16 protein-coding genes are annotated in these 16,821 nt (G+C 72.9%); 8 read left to right on the plus strand and 8 right to left on the minus strand.

Annotated features, from left to right (window positions below):
* Positions 1-386: 386 nt before the first annotated feature.
* From AB0C36_RS16480 to AB0C36_RS16495, 4 genes are all read right to left on the minus strand, one after another.
* Complete coding sequence (locus AB0C36_RS16480) at positions 387-1,787, minus strand: MFS transporter (RefSeq protein ID WP_435839055.1); 1,401 nt, start codon at positions 1,785-1,787, stop codon at positions 387-389.
* A 272-nt stretch (positions 1,788-2,059) separates the two neighbouring features.
* Complete coding sequence (speB, locus tag AB0C36_RS16485; protein ID WP_358354425.1) at positions 2,060-3,019, minus strand: agmatinase; 960 nt, start codon at positions 3,017-3,019, stop codon at positions 2,060-2,062.
* A gap of 143 nt (positions 3,020-3,162) precedes the next feature.
* A complete protein-coding gene (locus tag AB0C36_RS16490; protein ID WP_358354428.1) occupies positions 3,163-4,095 on the minus strand; it encodes a nitrilase-related carbon-nitrogen hydrolase in 933 nt (310 codons plus the stop codon).
* Complete coding sequence (locus AB0C36_RS16495) at positions 4,092-5,582, minus strand: purine-cytosine permease family protein (RefSeq protein WP_358354431.1); 1,491 nt, start codon at positions 5,580-5,582, stop codon at positions 4,092-4,094. Before AB0C36_RS16495 ends, AB0C36_RS16490 begins: the two co-directional genes overlap by 4 nt.
* Before the next feature lie 111 nt (positions 5,583-5,693).
* On the opposite strand from AB0C36_RS16495, the gene AB0C36_RS16500 reads away from it, so the two are divergent.
* On the plus strand, positions 5,694-7,298 hold the full coding sequence (locus tag AB0C36_RS16500) for a PucR family transcriptional regulator (protein ID WP_358354434.1): 1,605 nt from the start codon (positions 5,694-5,696) through the stop codon (positions 7,296-7,298).
* A 32-nt stretch (positions 7,299-7,330) separates the two neighbouring features.
* Here AB0C36_RS16500 and AB0C36_RS43235 read toward each other — a convergent pair whose 3' ends face one another.
* The 4 genes from AB0C36_RS43235 to AB0C36_RS16520 form a co-directional block, all read right to left on the minus strand.
* Positions 7,331-7,834: a winged helix-turn-helix domain-containing protein gene (locus AB0C36_RS43235; RefSeq protein WP_435839054.1), complete on the minus strand. Its 504-nt coding sequence runs from the start codon at positions 7,832-7,834 to the stop codon at positions 7,331-7,333.
* A 386-nt stretch (positions 7,835-8,220) separates the two neighbouring features.
* Positions 8,221-8,547 (minus strand): plasmid stabilization protein, encoded by a 327-nt coding sequence (locus tag AB0C36_RS16510; RefSeq protein WP_358354436.1) that lies wholly within the window; start codon positions 8,545-8,547, stop codon positions 8,221-8,223.
* Positions 8,548-8,635: 88 nt separating this feature from the next.
* The gene (locus AB0C36_RS16515) at positions 8,636-8,917 is read right to left on the minus strand and encodes a WhiB family transcriptional regulator (RefSeq protein ID WP_358354439.1); all 282 of its coding nucleotides are present in this window, start codon (positions 8,915-8,917) and stop codon (positions 8,636-8,638) included.
* A 299-nt stretch (positions 8,918-9,216) separates the two neighbouring features.
* Positions 9,217-10,206 carry a quinone oxidoreductase family protein gene (locus tag AB0C36_RS16520; protein ID WP_358354441.1) on the minus strand — a complete coding sequence of 330 codons (990 nt, stop codon included), beginning with the start codon at positions 10,204-10,206 and terminating at the stop codon, positions 9,217-9,219.
* A gap of 297 nt (positions 10,207-10,503) precedes the next feature.
* Here AB0C36_RS16520 and AB0C36_RS16525 point away from each other — a divergent pair, with 297 nt between their 5' ends.
* From AB0C36_RS16525 to AB0C36_RS16555, 7 genes are all read left to right on the plus strand, one after another.
* On the plus strand, positions 10,504-11,136 hold the full coding sequence (locus AB0C36_RS16525) for an AAA family ATPase (protein WP_358354444.1): 633 nt from the start codon (positions 10,504-10,506) through the stop codon (positions 11,134-11,136).
* 39 nt (positions 11,137-11,175) lie between these two features.
* Entirely contained in the window at positions 11,176-11,682 is a 507-nt protein-coding gene (locus AB0C36_RS16530) for a nucleoside deaminase (protein WP_358354446.1), read from the plus strand.
* Positions 11,683-11,749: 67 nt separating this feature from the next.
* Positions 11,750-12,283 carry a GNAT family N-acetyltransferase gene (locus tag AB0C36_RS16535; protein ID WP_358354448.1) on the plus strand — a complete coding sequence of 178 codons (534 nt, stop codon included), beginning with the start codon at positions 11,750-11,752 and terminating at the stop codon, positions 12,281-12,283.
* Between the two features lie 170 nt (positions 12,284-12,453).
* On the plus strand, positions 12,454-12,774 hold the full coding sequence (locus tag AB0C36_RS16540) for a nuclear transport factor 2 family protein (protein WP_358354451.1): 321 nt from the start codon (positions 12,454-12,456) through the stop codon (positions 12,772-12,774).
* Positions 12,775-12,954: 180 nt separating this feature from the next.
* Positions 12,955-14,013: a serine hydrolase domain-containing protein gene (locus tag AB0C36_RS16545; RefSeq protein WP_358354453.1), complete on the plus strand. Its 1,059-nt coding sequence runs from the start codon at positions 12,955-12,957 to the stop codon at positions 14,011-14,013.
* Positions 14,014-14,510: 497 nt separating this feature from the next.
* Positions 14,511-15,101 carry an ankyrin repeat domain-containing protein gene (locus AB0C36_RS16550; RefSeq protein WP_358354582.1) on the plus strand — a complete coding sequence of 197 codons (591 nt, stop codon included), beginning with the start codon at positions 14,511-14,513 and terminating at the stop codon, positions 15,099-15,101.
* Between the two features lie 140 nt (positions 15,102-15,241).
* Positions 15,242-16,315, plus strand: coding sequence for a porin PorA family protein (locus tag AB0C36_RS16555; RefSeq protein WP_358354456.1), 1,074 nt, complete (start codon positions 15,242-15,244; stop codon positions 16,313-16,315).
* Positions 16,316-16,821 lie beyond the last annotated feature (506 nt).

The raw sequence follows: 16,821 nt of genomic DNA on the forward strand, positions 1-16,821 counted from the left end.
GGCCGCCCCCCCGGGTGACGACTACTCCATGCGCCGTCACCCGTCCTGGGCAATCGCGCGGATCGGAGTCAAGCGGACGCCGACGCCTGCCGATCGTGAGGATGAATGCGTCCTGTGCGACCGTCCGCGACCGGCTGAAGGCCCGCGCGCGACCGCCGGACGACCGGCGGATGATCGAGGTGCGGTGTGACGGGCGGCCGGGTGCGCGTGCAGTCGTTGGTCTGGTCGACGGGGTCCTTACCCGTCGCCACCCCCGCAGCGAGTGGCGAGACGCGGGGGTGCGGGGACGACGAGGGGGCCGCGCCGGCCGCCGTACGTCCAGCCGTCGTCCGCCCGGGCGGCGCCGTGCGCGACGCCCTGATGCGCCTGCTGCCCCGGCCCCGGCGTCAGGCGTCCGTGCCGCGGTCGCCCGACACCGCCGGCAGCTTCGCGCCGGAGGGCGCCACCGGGACGGCCATCGCCGACCGCGGCCGAGCCCTGGGCAGCGCGAGCGCGGTGAGCGACGCGCCGGCGGCGACCGCGCAGGCGATCCCGAAGATCAGCAGGTAGGCGTCCAGGTCGGCGAAGCGTACGCCGCCGGCGGTCATCGTCAGCTGGGTCAGCACCACCGCGACGATCGTGCTCGACACGGCCTGCCCGATGGTGCGCATCAGGACGTTGAGGCCGGTCGCCGCGGCCGTCTGCTCCTGCGGGACCGCCTGGATGATGAGCGTCGGCAGCGCCGAGTAGGCCAGCGTCGTACCGAGCGAGCACAGCGACGCGCCGAGGGTGATCGTCCACAACTGCTCGCTGGTGAACACCCGGAACAGGTACGCCGCGGAGATCACCGCCGTGCCGAGCGCCAGCGTCACCCGCGCGCCGCGCGCGTCCGACAACCGGGCGGACAGCGGGGACAGCAGCACCATGATCACGCCGCCCGGCAGCAGGCACAGGCTCGCGACCACCGCCGATTCGCCCAGCCCGTACCCGGTGATCTCGGGGGCCTGGACAAGCTGTGCCGTCGCGAGCCAGTTGGCGTAGAACGCCATGCCGGTCAGCAGCGCCGCGATGTGCGGCAGCAGCACCGTGCGGCGGGCGGCCAGCCGCAGGTCGACCACCGGCTCGCGGGTGCGCAGTTGGTGCCACCCCCAGACGAGGAGCACCAGCACGCCGCCGCCCGCGAGTGAGGGCACGACGGGGGACGTCCAGCCCCACTCGCCGCCCTTGGACGCGGCGAGCAGGATGGCCACCAGCCCGGCGCCCAGCAGCACGGTGCCGACGATGTCGAAGCGCCCGGGGGTGCGTACCGGCGATTCCGGGACCACCAGCCAGGCCGCGGCGAAGCCGGCGAGGCCGAGCCCGGTGGTCACCCAGAACATGGTGTGCCAGTCGGCGTGCTCGACGACCACCGAGGCCAGCGGCAGGCCGAAGGCCGCGCCGAGCCCGACCGTGGAGCTCATCAGCGCGGCGGCGGACCCGACCCGGTGCGGCGGCAGTTCGTCGCGCAGGATGCTGGTGGCCAGCGAGACGACGACGGCCGCGGTGCCCTGGAGCGCACGGGCCGCGATCAGCACGCGGATGTCGCTGGTCACCGCGCAGAGTGCCGAGCCGACCGTCATGGTGGCGAGCGAGCCGAGCAGGACGCGGCGCTTGCCGTACATGTCGCCCGCCCGCCCGAGCACCGGGTTGAGCACCGCGCCGGTCACCAGGGTCGCGGTGAGCATCCAGCTGACGGTGGCCGGTGAGGAGCCGGTCTGCGCGGGCAGGTCGGGCAGCAGCGGTACGACGACGGTCTGCATGAGGGCCATGAGCACCCCCGCGAACGCGAGGACCGGGACGATCAGCCGCTCACGGAGGCTCCGCTCGCCCCGCCGTGTCCGCCGACTCGTGTCCACTACCGCTCCGTCCCCGCCGCCGGGGCGCGGGCCGCGGCGGACGATCATGCCCGCAAGCGAACATAGGGAACGTCCGGGAGTGCAGCAATGCTCCGCGGCAAAGAATCTGACGATCCGTCAGGTAATTCTCCTCACAGGTGTGCTGCGACACCCGCCCGGGGTGCGCCCCGCATCACCGCCCCGCATCACCGCGCCGCGTCGCGGCGGTTGCGGGCGAGCACCGAGAGCAGCTCGTACGCGGTGTGCGCGGCGGCCACGCCGGTCAGTTCCGCGTGGTCGTACGCCGGGGCCACCTCGACGATGTCCGCCCCCACCACGTCCAGCCCGACCAGCCCGCGCAGCGTGCCCAGGAGCTCGCGGCTGGTCAGCCCGCCCGCCTCGGGAGTGCCGGTGCCGGGAGCGTGCGCGGGGTCCAGGACGTCGATGTCCACCGACACGTACACCGGGCCGTCGCCCAGCCGGGCCCGCATCCGCTCGACCACCGACGCGACCGTGGCGTCCTGGTAGTCGTCGCTGTGCACGACCTGGAAACCGAGGACCCCGTCGTCGGTGAGGTCCGCCGGACTGTAGAGCGGCCCGCGGATGCCGACGTGCAGGCAGCGCCGCGGATCGAGCAGGCCCTCCTCGGCGGCCCGCCGGAACGGCGTCCCGTGGGTGTACGGCTGGCCGAAGTACGTGTCCCAGGTGTCCAGGTGCGCGTCGAAGTGCACGACGCCGATCGGGCCGTGCTCGGCCGCCGCGGCGCGCAGCAGCGGCAGCGCGATGGTGTGGTCCCCGCCGATCGTCAGCAGCCGGGTGCCCTGCGCGGCGAACACGCGCGCGGCGTTCTCGACCGCGGCGATCGCCTCGGCGATGTCGAACGGGTTGACCGCGATGTCGCCCGCGTCCGCCACCTGGAGCTCGGCGAACGGGGAGACGTCGAGCGCCGGGTTGTACGGGCGCAGCAGCTTCGACGACGCCCGTACGTGCGCCGGCCCGAAGCGGGCGCCCGGCCGGTAGCTGACGCCGCTGTCGAACGGCACCCCCACGACGGCGACGTCCACATGGTCCACCTCGTCGGCGCGCGGCAGCCGGGCGAAGGTGGCGGGTCCGGCGAAGCGCGGCACACGGGTCGCGTCGATCGAGCCGAGGGGCGTGGAGCTCATCGGAGTGCCTTTCGTGGTACTGGGTCGGTGCCGTGGTTGTCGCTGCGGCAACAGCCGGTGCCGCACGTTCGGTGCCGCGGTTGTGGTGCCGCGGTTGTGGTGCTGCGGTCGTGGTGCCGCGGTTGTCGTCCCGCGGTGTCCGGTCAGGATGCGGTCGGCGGCGGTGTTCCGAGGACCGGGCCGTACAACTCGGGCCTGCGGTCGGCGAACACGTCGTTGAGCGAGCCGATGCGCTTGTCGCGGGCCTCCGCCAGGGCGCACCGGGCGAGCAGCAGGCGCTCCTCGCCGGGGTACGGGCCCGCCAGCGGGAACCCGTCGGCGTCGGTGATCACCGAGCCGCCCACCCAGTCCGTGCCGCGCTCCGGCCCGACTCGGTCGCAGGCCGCGACGAACATGCGGTTGACCGCCGCGTCCGCCTGGACGCGGACGACCTCGGCCGGACGCTCACCGGCAGGCCGCGGGTAGTACGGCCAGTTCACGGGCGCGCACAGCAGGTCCGCGCCCCCGAGCGCGACGAGCCGCACCCACTCGGGGAACTCCACGTCGTAGCAGACCAGCACGCCGATCCGGCCGAACGCGGTCTCGACGACCGGGGGAGCCTCGTCGCCGGGGACGAACATCTCCGCCTCCCGGCCCCACAGGTGGGCCTTGCGGTAGACGGCGCGCACACCCGAAGCGTCCACGACCACCGCCGAGTTGTGTACCGTCCCGTCGGGCGCGCGCTCGCACAGGCCGCCCACGACGACCAGGCCGTGCCGGCGGGCGGCGTCCGCCCAGGCTTCGGCGGTCGGGCCCGTCGTGGCGGACTCCGCCAGCGCCGCGGCCTCCGCGGCGTCGCGCAAAACGTAGCCGCTGTTCGCCAGTTCGGGGAGCACGACGACCTGGGCGCCCGCCGCCGCGGCGCGCTCGACCGCGTCGACGGTGGTACGCCGGTTCGCCTCCGGCTCGCCGACGACCGGCGCGATCTGGGCGCAGGCCACCATGACAACCGCAGGAGCCGCCGGGTCCATCGTCCGGTCCGCGACCGGGTCCACCACGTCGAACTGCACGTCGTCGGCCAAACCAGCCACCCTCATGTCAGTTCCGGAACGCGGTCGGCACGTGCGCCGCCCGCCGGGGTGCCCTCGTGCGGCACCGGGTCCGGAACATCCGGCTCCTCCAACTCCATGCCCCGGCACAGCACCACGTACAACACGCCGGACACGACCAGGCCGACCGCGAACGACACGTCCGCACCGCCCAGCTCCTCGGCCACCGGGCCGGTGAAGAACGTGGTGGCGAAGAAGGGCACCATGGCCGCGAAGCCGACCGCGTACGCCGTCATGCCGCGCCACGACCAGTTCCCGTAGGGGCCGTTCGGGTCGAAGATCGCCGTGATGGAGTAACGGCCCCGCCGCACGAAGTAGAAGTCGGTGAGGTTCACCGCCGTCCACGGGACCAGGAAGTAGAGCATCATCAGGACGAAGTCGTTGAAGTTGCCCAGGTAGTCGTCGGGCAGCGCGAGCGCGGTCACGAAGACCACCACCGCGATGGCCGAGATGCCCGCGATCCGCACGCGCACCGTCGGCCGCACCGGGCGGAACGCGTCGACCGCGCTGGTCGTGGTGAGCATGGCGCCGTACGCGTTGACCGCCATGATCCCCACCAGCGCCACCGACGACAGCAGCACGGCGAACGTGCCGAACCCGGGGACGATGTCGTTGCCCACCTGGCGCACCGCCGCGATGGCGCCGGGCTCGGGCAGCGCCGACGCGATGAGCGCGCCGAGCGACATCAGCCACGCCGCGGAACCGGCCGCGCCGGCGTACGTCCACCAGATCACCTTGCGGGCCGGGACGTCGGCGGGCAGGTAGCGGGAGTAGTCGGAGACGTACACGGCATAGCTGATCTGGTAGCCCGCGGCTGCCGAGAACACGATCAGGAACGACGTCCAGTCCCAGCCGCCCCCGCCCGCCGGGGACTGCACGTCGAGGTTCACCGCGGCGCCGACGGTCAGAACGCCGAAGACCGCGATGAGCACATAGGTCAGCCAGCGCTGCACCAGATGCAGCAGGTCGTGTCCGACGATCGCGAGGACGACGGCGACCGCGATGAGGACCACGTACCAGAAGACCTTGCCGCCGGGCAGCACGGTCTGCAGGCCCTCGGTCGCGAGGATCACGTTGAAGACGTTGAAGCCGACGTACACGAACACGACGGCGGCGAACGGCAGGATCGCACCGCGCAGACCGAACTGCGCCCGCGACTGGATCATCTGCGGCAGGCCCATGCGCGGGCCCTGGTTGGCGTGGAAGGCCATGAAGAAGGTGCCGAAGCAGGCGCCGAGCACCACCGCGAGCACCGACCAGCCCAGCGAGAGCCCGAGCGACGGGCCCAGGAAGCCGGTCACCATGGTGGTCAGCACGAAGTTGCCGGTGAACCAGAACGGGCCCTGGTGCCACACCTTGCCGTGCCGCTCGTCGGCGGGCACGTAGTCGATCGACCGGGTCTCGACCAGGCTGTCGACCCGTCCGGCGCCGGCGCCTCTCACCGGCCCGTCCGCGGCGCGTGCGGTGGCATCCATACAGATCTCCTGGGGTGCGCGGGGTGGGACCGTGCGACCGTACGCCCGCTTCTCAACCGTAAACGATCGATGGAATGTCGAAACTGCGCGAAGCTGATGGACAATATGTCCATGCATCCCACGGACGACACGCTGCGCATCGCCGACCTCGTGGCGATCCCGGAACTGCGCCTCGCCGTCGCCGCCGGGGGCGCGAACCTGGACCGGCCGGTCGAGGCGGCCCACGTCTCCGAGCTGCTGACCCCCGGCCAGTGGCTCCAGGGCGGCGAGCTGCTGATGACCATCGGGCTGCTGCTCCCGATGACCGACGAGGCCTGCGCGGCGTACGTGCGCGACGCGGCCGCCGACGGCGCCGGGGCCTGCGGCCTGGTCCTCGGCCTCGGGCACGAGCTGCCCCACCAGAGCCCGCCCGCCCCGCTGGTCCGGGCGGCGCGGGCGGCCGGGATGCCGCTGCTCACCGTCCCCGACGAGGTCCCCTTCATCGCCGTCACCAAAGCGGTGTTCGAGGCCCGGGCGGCCCTGCGCCGACGTGCGCTGGAACGCGCCTTCGAGGCACAACGCAGGCTGACCACCGCCGCCGCGTCGGGCCAGGGCCTCGCCGCGACGCTGCGCGCGTGGGCCGCCGCGACCGGGGCGGACGCGCTCGTCACCGACCCCCTCGGCCGCCTCATCGCCGATGCCGCGCGGGACCCTGAGAGCCTGCTCGGCGAAGCCGAGGACCTGGTGCGGCGGGTCGCGGCGCGCGGGCTGCACGGCAGCGGAAGCAGCACCGCCGGCTCGGCGGAAGGCACCGCGGTACGCATCGAGGTGCTGCCGCTCGGCGCCGAACGCCTGCGCGGCCTCCTGGTCCTCGCCGGCCGCATCGACGCCGACGCGCGCCTGCTCGCCTCAGGGCTGGTGTCCCTCTTGTCCCTCGAACTGGAGCGGCGCCACCTCGCCGACGAACCGGTACGCCGCCGCCGCGCCGCGCTGCTCGGCCGGCTGCTCGCCCCGGACACCACGCCGGAACGGGCCCGGGACGTCCTGGCGGCCGCGGGCCTCGCCGCCGAGACGGTGCGGGGCTTCGCCGTCGAAAGCACCGGGGCCGCAGGGGCCCCGGAGCGGAGGCCGTCGGGTGGGAGCGGCACCGGCGGCGAAGTCGGTGGGGAGGGGCCCGAGGCGGCCAAGGGCACCGACCTCGCGGCCGACCTCGCCCTCGCCATCCCCGGCGGCCTGGTGCGGGTCGTCGGCAACCTGGTGGAGGCGGTGTGCGGCGGCGACCTCGACGTCTTCGACGTCCTCGCACGGTTCGCGCCGGGCGCCGCGGCCGGAATCGGGCCGCTCACCGCACCCGAGGACGCGTCCTTCTCGATGCGCGGCGCCCGCGCGCTGGTGCCGCTCAGCCGCCGGGCGGGCCGTCCCGTCGAGAACGAACGCGGTGCGTCGAGCGACCTGTTGCTCTCGCTTGCCGACCGCCGGGCGCTCACCGGATTCGCCGACGCCGTCCTCGGCCCGCTCGAACACGCCGACGGCAACGGCGAGTTGACCGCGACGCTGGAAGCCTGGCTGGAGGCGGGCGGGTCCTGGGACGAGGCCGGCCGCCGCCTGGCCGTCCACCGGCACACCGTGCGCAACCGCGTGGACAAGGCGATGGCCGCCACCGGCCGCCGCCTCGACGACGGCGGCGACCGGTTCGACCTGTGGCTCGCGCTGCGCATCCGGCGCCAGGGCGGGTGACCTGGACATACCGGGCGTTTGGCGGCCGAATGTCAGGAGCTGAACGCGGACCTCGCAGCGAATGCGGGCCTAGGCTGCGGGATGCGCGAGGGCAGGACGATCATGTCGTGCGGGACGTACTTGTACCCGACCCGGCGTACCGTCGCGAGGCGGTCGCGGTGTCGTGCGCCCAATTTGCGGCGCAGGCGCGCTATGTGGACGTCCACGGTCCGTCCGCCGCCGGCCTCGGGGTAGCCCCACACCGTCTCCATGAGCTGGCGGCGCGAGAAGACCTGGCGCGGGTGCAGCAGGAGGTGCGCCAGCAACTCGAACTCCAGGAAGGTCAGTTCGAGCGTCGACGAGCCGACGGCCACGGTCCGTTCGTCAAGGCTGACCCGCAACCCGTCGTCGACCAGCTCCCCTTCGGTCACCCGTCGCCCGCTCGAACCGCGCGGACGCTGCGGCGACGCCGCGACTGCGCCGGGCGGGCCGGCGAGTGGCCGCAGGCGCCGCTCGGCGACGGAGGCCAGGGCCGCGCGTGTGGGTGCATGCGTCATGGCGCTGTGTCTCCCTAGGGAAGGCCCGCGCTCCGCAACGCGTACGCGGGGCCGCCGGGACGAGCCGGCCCCTTGGTCGTAGCGCCCGGTGGCAGAGGCAGTTCGGTACGGGGGAGCACTACAGGAGCCGCCGGAGCGTATTCGGCCCGGCGGCGTCCACGGTAAGTAGCCGATTCGGCACCGTTCGCGCAGCATCGCGTCACATCCCCCGTGTCTGTGACGCCCAGTCAAACAAACATCACTTTGGGTGTCCAGAGGGCGATTGCGCTCCCGACGCTCGACGTCCCGCGCAGCCGCACGCCCCGTCCACGACGTTCCATGAGGCGGCACGAGGCGGGACGAGAAAGCACGAGATGGCACGAAACCGGTGCCAAGGCCACGCGACGTCAGCCGCGGCCCAGTGCGGACGAGAGCTGCTTCTTGGTCATCTTGGAACGGCCCTTGACATTGCGCCGCTTGGCCTCGGCGTACAGCTGGTCCTTCGTCGGACCGCCGGACCCGCTGTGCGACCGCAGCCCGCCGCGCCGACCGGACGAGATGTCACGGGTCGAGGACTTGCTCGCGGTCTTCGACTCGCCGTGCCGGGCGCGCTCCTTGTTCACCGTGCGGGCGGCGATCTCCTCGGCGCGCTTGCGGCTCTCGCCGCGGTCGAGGGCGCTGTCCTTGATGTGCTCGTACTGGCGTTCCCTCTTGGGGCTGGATCCGCGGGGCATGGTGGCCGCTCCTCTCCGTTTCGCCGCCGGGCATCGGGCGCCCGGACGGGTTCCGCAGGAGGCGGCTACCCCCGTCGACGGGACGCAATCACGCCGCGCGGACGACCCTGCGCGCGATCCGCGGCCGGGTGCGGGCCCGCAGCAGGGCCCGGCGCTGCGGAGTCGTGTGCCCGCCCCAGACGCCCTGCGGCTGCTCGGTGGCGAGCGCCCACTCCAGGCACCGGGTCCGCACCGTACATGTGCCGCACACCCGCAGCGCGGCGTCGACCGCGCGCTGCTCGCGCGGCCCGCTCGTCTCCGTGTCCTCGAAGATCCCCGGGTCCGCGCTCCGGCACGCGGCCAGGACCATCCAGCGCATCGAGTCGCCCATGCGTCACCCACCTCCGGCCAAGCGGTTGCCCGAAACATCCCGGCGCATGCGTCCGAATGCGTGGCCCGGTACGCCGAATGCCCTGCACCTGAGGAGAGTTCGCGCCTCGGCCCGGCCCGCTCGCCGACGTCACACCGGACGGGCCCGCGCGGCCTCGGTGAAACGCACGGCCAACCGGTCCAGGTGGTCCCGGAGTTCGGCCGGCTCGACCACCACGAAGTTCACGTCGAGCCTGCCGACCACCATGGCGATCAGGCGCAGGGACTCGCCGCCGAGCAGCGGCCGCGGCAGCGGGGAACTCAGCCGGCTTCGGGGGAGATTGCGAGGACGAGTTTCCCTGTGCTGGCCCGGCTCTCCAGGCGGGCATGGGCGTCGGCTGCCGCGTCGAGAGGGAACGTGGTGGCCGGGTCGGGGGCGAGCCAGCCCTCGCGTACGCCCGCCCACACCGCGTCCGCCTTGGCCAGCACCTCGTCCCGGGTGCGCAGGAAGTTCGTCATGTAGCCGCCCGCGACCGTGATCGACTTCGGGATCAGCTCCATCGGGGAGAAGGGCTCGGGTACGCCGCCGGCCTGCCCGAAGACGCAGATGTGGCCGCGCGCCCGGACCGCGTCGAGGTCGGCCCGGAACGTGCTGCCGCCGACACCGTCGACGACGTAGTGCACCCCTTGGCCGTCGGTGAGTTCGCGGGCCGCCTTGGCGAACTCCTCGTAGCGGATCACGTGGTCGGCCCCGGCGGCCCGGGCGAGGTCGGCCTTCTCGTCCGTGGAGACGGTCCCGATGACCGTCGCGCCGAGGCGCTTGAGCCAGCGCACGGCGGTCTGCCCGGTGCCTCCCGCGGCGGCGTGCACGAGGACCGCGGTGCCCGGGCCCACCGGATACTGCTCGTTGGCGAGATAGTGCGCGGTAAGCCCTTGGAGGATGACGGCGGCCGCGGTGTGCAGGCCGATGTCGTCGGGGACGGGCATGACCTGTGCCGCGGCGACGCACGCGTACTCGGCGTACGACCCCCAGCCGCCCGCGCCCGCGACGGGCGACCACGCGACGCGGTCCCCGGCCGCCACGCCGGACACGCCCGGGCCGACCTCCACGACGGTGCCGGCGCCCTCGACGCCGGGAGTGAGCGGGAACGGGGCCGCGGTACGGCCGCCGCGCATCATCACATCGGCGTAGTTGACCCCCGCCGCCGCGACCCGTACCAAAACCTGTCCGGCCTGCGGGACCGGGCGTGCGGCCTCGCGCACCACCAGCACCTCGGGCCCGCCCGCCTGTTCCACCACGATCGAACGCATCCCGCGACCCTATGTAGTTAACCAGGTCAATAACAAGGCCGGAGTCAGGGGACGGCTGGGTCGTGTCCGAGGGGACACTTCGCGGGCAGGCCGAGTCGCGCCGGGCTTGCCAACCCTCCTGCGCGCCGTCCACCGCTCCGGGACGGGCGGCCCTCCCAAGCGCGGGCCCGCGGCTCTCACTCGGTCGTACTCGCAAGGGCCTGCAACGCCGCGCTTGGGACGGCCGCCAGGCCCCGGAGCGGTGCACGGGCGGCGTGGCCCCGGAGAGAGCCCTCGGAGACGGCCTAGGCTCGGGGGATGCTGGTTTGGATCAACGGGCCGTTCGGCGGGGGCAAGACGCAGACGGCGTACGAACTGCGCAGAAGGCTGCCCGGCAGTGTGGTGTGCGACCCCGAGCACGCCGGATTCGGGCTGCACCGCATGACACCCCGACCGCTGCGCGGTGACTTCCAGGACCTCCCGGCCTGGCGGCAAGGCGTGTTCGAGGTGCTCGACCTGGTGCTGCGCCGACACGACGGACCGGTGATCGCACCCATGACCGTGGTCGAGCCCGCGTACTTCGGCGAGACCGTCGGCCGGCTGCGCGAGCACGGGCACGACGTACGCCACTTCGCCCTTCTGGCCACCCGCGAGACGGTCCTGCGCCGGCTCGCCGAGCGCGGCGTCGGCCGGGCCGTGTCGTTCCTCGCCGGCAACCGCGCCGCGCTGCGCCGCGAGTCGTTCGCCGTCGCCAAGCTCGACACCTGCCTCGACCGACTCACGGACGACGCGTTCGCGGAGCACATCTGGACCGACGACCTGTCCGTCGCGCGGGTCGCGGACCGCGTAGCCGGGTCGGCGGGGCTCGTCCTCCGCCCCAACACCGACACGGCCCTGGGCGGCGTCGCACGCCGCGCCTGGACCAGCGCCAAGCACATCCGCGTGATGTGACCGCAGACCGCCGACCACCCACCCTTCCCCGGAGCCCCCGTGAACGCCGAGAACCGCGGCAACCACCAGTTCAGCGACGCCGACCTGCAACACCTCCGACGCTGCGTCGAACTGGCGGCCGAAGCCCTCGACGCGGGCGACGAGCCGTTCGGCTCGGTCCTCGCGGCGGCCGACGGCATCGCCCTCGCCGAGGACCGCAACCGCGTCTCCGGTGGCGACCAGACCCGCCACCCCGAATTCGAACTGGCCCGCTGGGCCGCGACGAACATGTCCCCCGAGCACCGCGCGACGGCCACCGTCTACACGTCGGGCGAGCACTGCCCGATGTGCTCCGCGGCGCACGCGTGGGTGGGGCTCGGCCGGATCGTGTACGTCGCCTCCACCGAGCAACTCACCGCCTGGCTCGACGAGATGGGCGTCCCGGCCGGGCCGGTGCGCCCGCTGCCCGTCAACGACATCGCCCCCGGCATCACGGTCGAGGGCCCGGTGCCGGAACTCACCGACCGGATCCACGCCCTGCACCGGCGCTTCCACACGGGGGAGTGACGGTGCGCATGCGGCGGCATGCGAAAAGCGTTGGGAGTGTGGACCACGGCTTTGTGACGATGAGCCCATGACCGACCCGCAAGTTGCGCACACCTCACAACTGTCCGAGAGCACCCTCGCGGCCTCGCGCGCCTTCCTGAACGACGCCTTCGACGGCGACTTCGGCGACGAGGACTGGGCGCACACCATCGGCGGCATGCACGTCCTGCTGTGGGAGGGGGACGCGCTCATCGGGCACGCGTCCGTCGTGCAGCGCATGATGCTGCTCGGCGACCGGCCGCTGCGCTGCGGGTACGTGGAAGGCGTCGGCGTACGCGCGGACCGCCGCGGTCGCGGGCACGGGGGCGCACTGATGGCCGCCTGCGAGCGCGTCGTCGAGCGGGCGTACGACCTGGGGGCGCTGAGCACCAGCGAGGAAGGCACCCGCCTCTACCTCTCGCGCGGCTGGCGCCTCTGGCAGGGCCCGACCTCGGTGCTCGCCCCCGAGGGCATCGTCCCCACACCGGAGGAGGACGGCGGTGTCCTCTTCTGGGAGGCGGGCGTGCCGCTGGACCCGACGGGCCCGCTGACCTGCGACTGGCGCGGCGGCGACGTCTGGTAGCGCGGAACCCCATCGGCACCTGCGGTCACCCGTTCCGCGCACTTGGGCGCGCCGACGGCGGGCGTACGTGCTCGACTGGTCAGCGGACCGCCCGCGCACCTGCGGGCGGGCGGTCCGAGCCCCACGCAGCACACGATTCGCGATTCGCGAGACGCAAGGAGCACGGCCAGATGGTGCAGACGAGGAACCTCACCGACCCCGTAGTGCGTTCGTTCGTCGAGGCGGTGAACACCCACAACCGGGAGGCGTTCGCCGATGTCCTGGCGCCGAACGCGACGATGGCCGACGACGGCACCGAGCGCGACCTCGAGGAGTGGACCGACCGCGAGATCTTCACCACGCGCGGCCACATCGACGTCGTCGAAGAGTCGGACGAGGGACGCGCGTTCGTCGCGGACTACCGCAACGACACGTGGGGCAGCATGCGAACGTCCTGGCGCTTCACGGTCGAAGGCAACAAGATCAGCCGCTTCGAGACCGGCCAGGCGTAGCCCGCGCCGAGCGCCCCCTGCGGCACGCGCCGAGCCCGCGCCGGGGCACGCGGAGGCGCCGCCGGTACGCGTCGGGAGTAGTCGCGGACTCCTTCTCCTGCCGGGGGAGGACCGGCGGCGCGCAGGAAATCGTCGGGGTGGGGGAGTCGGCGGCACTGCCGGATCCGCCAGGATTCCCGCATGACGGATCTCGCCCACTTTGCCCAGGACACCGCCGACAAGCTCACGGCCCAGAAGAACGTCGGGGTGGTGGTGGCCGCGCTCTCGGGCGACGACGTGGCGTACGCCGGGGCGGGCCGGACGGGCGGTGGCGGCAGCGCCCCCGGAGCCGAGACGTTGTTCGAAATCGGCTCGGTGACCAAGGTCTTCACCTCGCTGCTGCTCGCCCGGCTGGCGGTCGCGGAGACCGCGCACCTGGACGAGCCGCTCGCCGACCTGCTCCCGCCCTGGTCGCAGGTCCCGTCGCGCGACGGGCGGCACGTCACGCTGGAGCACCTCGCGACGCACACCTCCGGACTGCCGCGCCTGCCCAAGGGCATGCTCATACGCGCGCTCCTGCGCCCCAACACGCCTGACCCGTACGTCGACTGCACGGCCGAGGTGCTGCTGCGCGGTCTCGCCGAGACCAAGCTCGGGGCGATCCCCGGCAAGCGCTTCCGGTACTCGAACCTCGGCGGCGGGCTGCTCGGACTCGCCCTCGCGGAACGCTCCGGCATCGGCTACGAAGCCCTCGTCGAGCGCGAGATCGGCACGCCGCTCGGGTTGGCCGACACGCTGGCGGACCTCGACAGCCGGCGCGAGGCCCGGATGGCCCAGGGGCACAACAAGCGCGGCAAGGCGGTGCCGCCGTGGCACATGGCCGACCTGGTCGGCGCGGGCGGCCTGCGCTCCACGGCCGCCGACCTGGTGACCTTCGTACGCGCCCAACTGGACCCGGGCAGCGGGCCGTTCGGCGACGCGGTCCGCCTCTCGCACGCGGTGGACTACGTCAGCAATCCGTTCATGCGGACCCACCTGGGCTGGATGAGCGTCGGCCCGCGCGGCAAGAACTACCGGCAGTTCTTCCACAACGGCCGGACCGGCGGGTTCGCCTCGTTCATCGGATTCACCCCCGCCAAGGGCGTGGCGGTCGTCGCGCTGAGCAACACGGCGCGCTCGCTGGACCGCACAGTGCTCGGCCTGCTCGGGCAGCTGGAGGATGCCCGGGAGGCCAGCAGCACGCATCATCCGATCGGTTGATCCCCGGGTCGACCGGTCGGGCGTGCGGCGGCAGCCGCTTCGCGGACCTGGAGGCGGGCCGCGCGTGGCGACGATGGAGGCAGTCGGCGCGACAGAAAGGACCGGCTGCCATGAACCGAAGCCCCAAGCCCGTCAGGAACCCGGCCCCGGCCCGCGGCGCGGACCAGATTGCGAGCCGCGGCATCAACCATGTCGCCAAGCGCGACGGAACGCGTTCGCCCCGGTGGCGGCCGGCCGCGACCGTGCTGGTGTTCGGAGCGGCAGCGGCGGTGCTGATCAGCGGCTGCGCCTCGGACGACGGCGAGCCGCGCGCCGACTCGTCGGCCGCCGCTTCGGCATCGGCGGGTGCGGTACCGGGCCCCGCGACCCCGTCCGCCCCGGCCGCCCCGCCGAGCGCGAGCACCGCCCCCGAGACTGCAAGCCCCGCCCCCGTGGCGCCGGGCGTACCCCCGGCTCCCGAGGGAAACGTGGCCACGTCCCCGCCACGCGGTACGGCCGTGGACGACAAGGCGCTGCTCGACGCAGCGCGACGCGGTGACGCGGATGCCGTGCGCGCCGCTCTCGTGCGGGGCGCGGACATCGAGGCGCGCGACGGAGACCGGCGTACGCCCCTGCTGCTCGCCGCCATCGACGACCGTGTCGACGCCGCACGCGTCCTGGTCGAGGCAGGAGCCGATCCGGACGCGAAGGACTACCGCAACGACACCGCGTGGCTGGTGACCGGCGTCACCGGAAGCGTCGAGATGGCCCGCGCGCTGCTGCCCGCCGGCCCGGACTTCACCGCGCTGAACCGGTACGGCGGGACCTCGCTGATCCCGGCCGGCGAGCACGGCCACGTCGACTACGTGCGCTTCGTGACCACCAACACGAGCGTCGACGTCAACCACGTGAACAACCTCGGCTGGACCGCGCTGCTGGAGGCGGTCATCCTCGGCGACGGCGGCGCCGACCACCAGGAGGTGGTGCGCCTGCTGCTCGCCGCGGGCGCCGACCCCGGCATCGCGGACAAGGACGGCGTCACCGCGCTGAGGCACGCCGAGCGGAGTGGATACCGGGTGATCGCCGACACGTTGCGGGCAGCTTCCTGAAGGTTGGTTTGCAGCCATGTGGCGTGAAAATCCCTCTACCACGAAATGTCGCTGTCTGTAGGGAAACCGTCATTCCGGGTACACGCGCGAACTTCCCCTGGATCATCTCGATCAGCCGACGAGAACCACGGGAGGCCACCGTGCGACGCGCATCATGGATCCTCAGCTCGGTATCGGTCCTGCTTGTCGCGGCAGGAGCGGTAAGCAAGTTCGCCGTGTACCCGGCACTCCACCAGATGCCCGAGGACGCCGAAGGCAAGATGCAGTTCCAGGGCACGATCACCGCACTCGACCCGCAAGCCATGCAGAGGGGTGACTTCGCCAACGCGGTCATCCGCGATCTCCCGGTGACCGCCGACCGCAAGGTCGAGGCCGTGCACACATCGGGTTCCACGATTGTCCTGAACGACCGCACCGACGTGTTCGGGCCCACAGGGCAAGTGGTGTCCGTCAGCGAGCACCGGTACGCCGTACACCGCGAGAACCTGCTCGAACGCCCAACGCCGAAGGGCGAGCGGGCCGAACCGCATGTCGGGCTCAGCGCGGGCTTCCCGCTCACGCCCGAGAAGCGCGACTATCCGTTCTGGGACTCCGAGACGCAGACGACAGTCCCCGCCAAGTACGACGGCAGTACCGACCGGCAGGGCCGCAAGGTCTACATCTACCGGATCGTCGCCGCGGGGCCGCTCGCCGACAAGACGGTCAAGGACGCACTTCCGCCCGCACTCCCCAAGACCGCGCTACTGGCCCTGAATCCGGCCGCGCCGCTCGGCTCGCAACCGGACGTCGTGCCGCTCGAGTACGTGTCCACGACCAACATGACCGGATATGTCGACGCCGAGACCGGGGTGACGATCGCGCTGGAGTCGAGCAAGGGCATCACGGCGACCGTGCAAGGCGCCGAGGTGTTCCCGGTGGCGAAGGCGTCCCTGACGACGACCAAGGCGTCGGAACGCGACCTTGCCGACACGGCGGCCACCGGCGCGCTCGTGTTCTGGATCCTGTCCGATGCCGGCCCGTACGGAATGTGGGCGCTGGCGCTGGTTCTTCTGCTGCTCGCGGTCTGGCTGGAGATGCGGCACCGCCGCGGCCTGACGTTGGCCGACGAGGGCGGTGGCGTACCCCAACAGCGCGAGTCCGAGGCGGAGGGCAGCGAGCCGCCGCAGTTGCACGAGGTCGACGCGATGGAGCCCGGCCGGGAGCAACGCCCTTAACCGACGCGTGCGCATGCGCCGTGAGCGCCAGGCCGACCGGCCCGGCGCCCACGGCGCGTTTCGCGGAAGCCGCCGCTTGCGGTCCGCCAACGGCGGTGCAAGCCTGTAGATATACGCCGTATATGTACGGTATAAACCCACCCCGAATGGCCCGCCCCAAGGCCCGCCGACGCTCGACTGCCTCCTGCTCGCAGTCGGCCGGCCCGACCGCCTCGGCGCGACCGCGCCAAGCTCCCACCCGCTGCCGATCCGGCCCAGCCGTCGCGTCGGCCGCCGCGTTTCCCTGTCGCAAGCCCGATCGCGCCCGGATCGCGGTTACCTCCGGCTGCCACAGGCATAGCAGCGGGTAGGCAGACGCAGGTTCCGACCGCGCGCTGCGTTCTGAGCCCGACGTCCGACGCCCGACATCCGCACCTGCCCCGTCCTGGCGGACGCTTGCATGGCTGCCGCCCCGGGTCTACGCCCGCTGGGCTGGGGCCACGTCTAAATCGACCCCCCGATCCTCC

The sequence above is a fragment of the Streptodolium elevatio genome, assembly GCF_040649515.1.
GTDB classification, from domain to species: Bacteria; Actinomycetota; Actinomycetes; order Streptomycetales; family Streptomycetaceae; genus Yinghuangia; species Yinghuangia elevatio.

Bases quoted from the DNA above. Each gene is read 5' to 3' on its own strand.
- speB (WP_358354425.1), bottom strand. From the start codon at position 3,019: ATGAGCTCCACGCCCCTCGGCTCGATCGACGCGACCCGTGTGCCGCGC.
- AB0C36_RS16515 (WP_358354439.1), bottom strand. From the start codon at position 8,917: ATGGGCGACTCGATGCGCTGGATGGTCCTGGCCGCGTGCCGGAGCGCG.
- AB0C36_RS16540 (WP_358354451.1), top strand. From the start codon at position 12,454: ATGGTGCAGACGAGGAACCTCACCGACCCCGTAGTGCGTTCGTTCGTC.
- AB0C36_RS16525 (WP_358354444.1), top strand. From the start codon at position 10,504: ATGCTGGTTTGGATCAACGGGCCGTTCGGCGGGGGCAAGACGCAGACG.
- AB0C36_RS16490 (WP_358354428.1), bottom strand. From the start codon at position 4,095: ATGAGGGTGGCTGGTTTGGCCGACGACGTGCAGTTCGACGTGGTGGAC.
- AB0C36_RS16535 (WP_358354448.1), top strand. From the start codon at position 11,750: ATGACCGACCCGCAAGTTGCGCACACCTCACAACTGTCCGAGAGCACC.
- AB0C36_RS43235 (WP_435839054.1), bottom strand. From the start codon at position 7,834: ATGACGCATGCACCCACACGCGCGGCCCTGGCCTCCGTCGCCGAGCGG.
- AB0C36_RS16500 (WP_358354434.1), top strand. From the start codon at position 5,694: ATGCATCCCACGGACGACACGCTGCGCATCGCCGACCTCGTGGCGATC.
- AB0C36_RS16520 (WP_358354441.1), bottom strand. From the start codon at position 10,206: ATGCGTTCGATCGTGGTGGAACAGGCGGGCGGGCCCGAGGTGCTGGTG.
- AB0C36_RS16510 (WP_358354436.1), bottom strand. From the start codon at position 8,547: ATGCCCCGCGGATCCAGCCCCAAGAGGGAACGCCAGTACGAGCACATC.
- AB0C36_RS16495 (WP_358354431.1), bottom strand. From the start codon at position 5,582: ATGGATGCCACCGCACGCGCCGCGGACGGGCCGGTGAGAGGCGCCGGC.
- AB0C36_RS16480 (WP_435839055.1), bottom strand. From the start codon at position 1,787: ATGGCCCTCATGCAGACCGTCGTCGTACCGCTGCTGCCCGACCTGCCC.
- AB0C36_RS16545 (WP_358354453.1), top strand. From the start codon at position 12,955: ATGACGGATCTCGCCCACTTTGCCCAGGACACCGCCGACAAGCTCACG.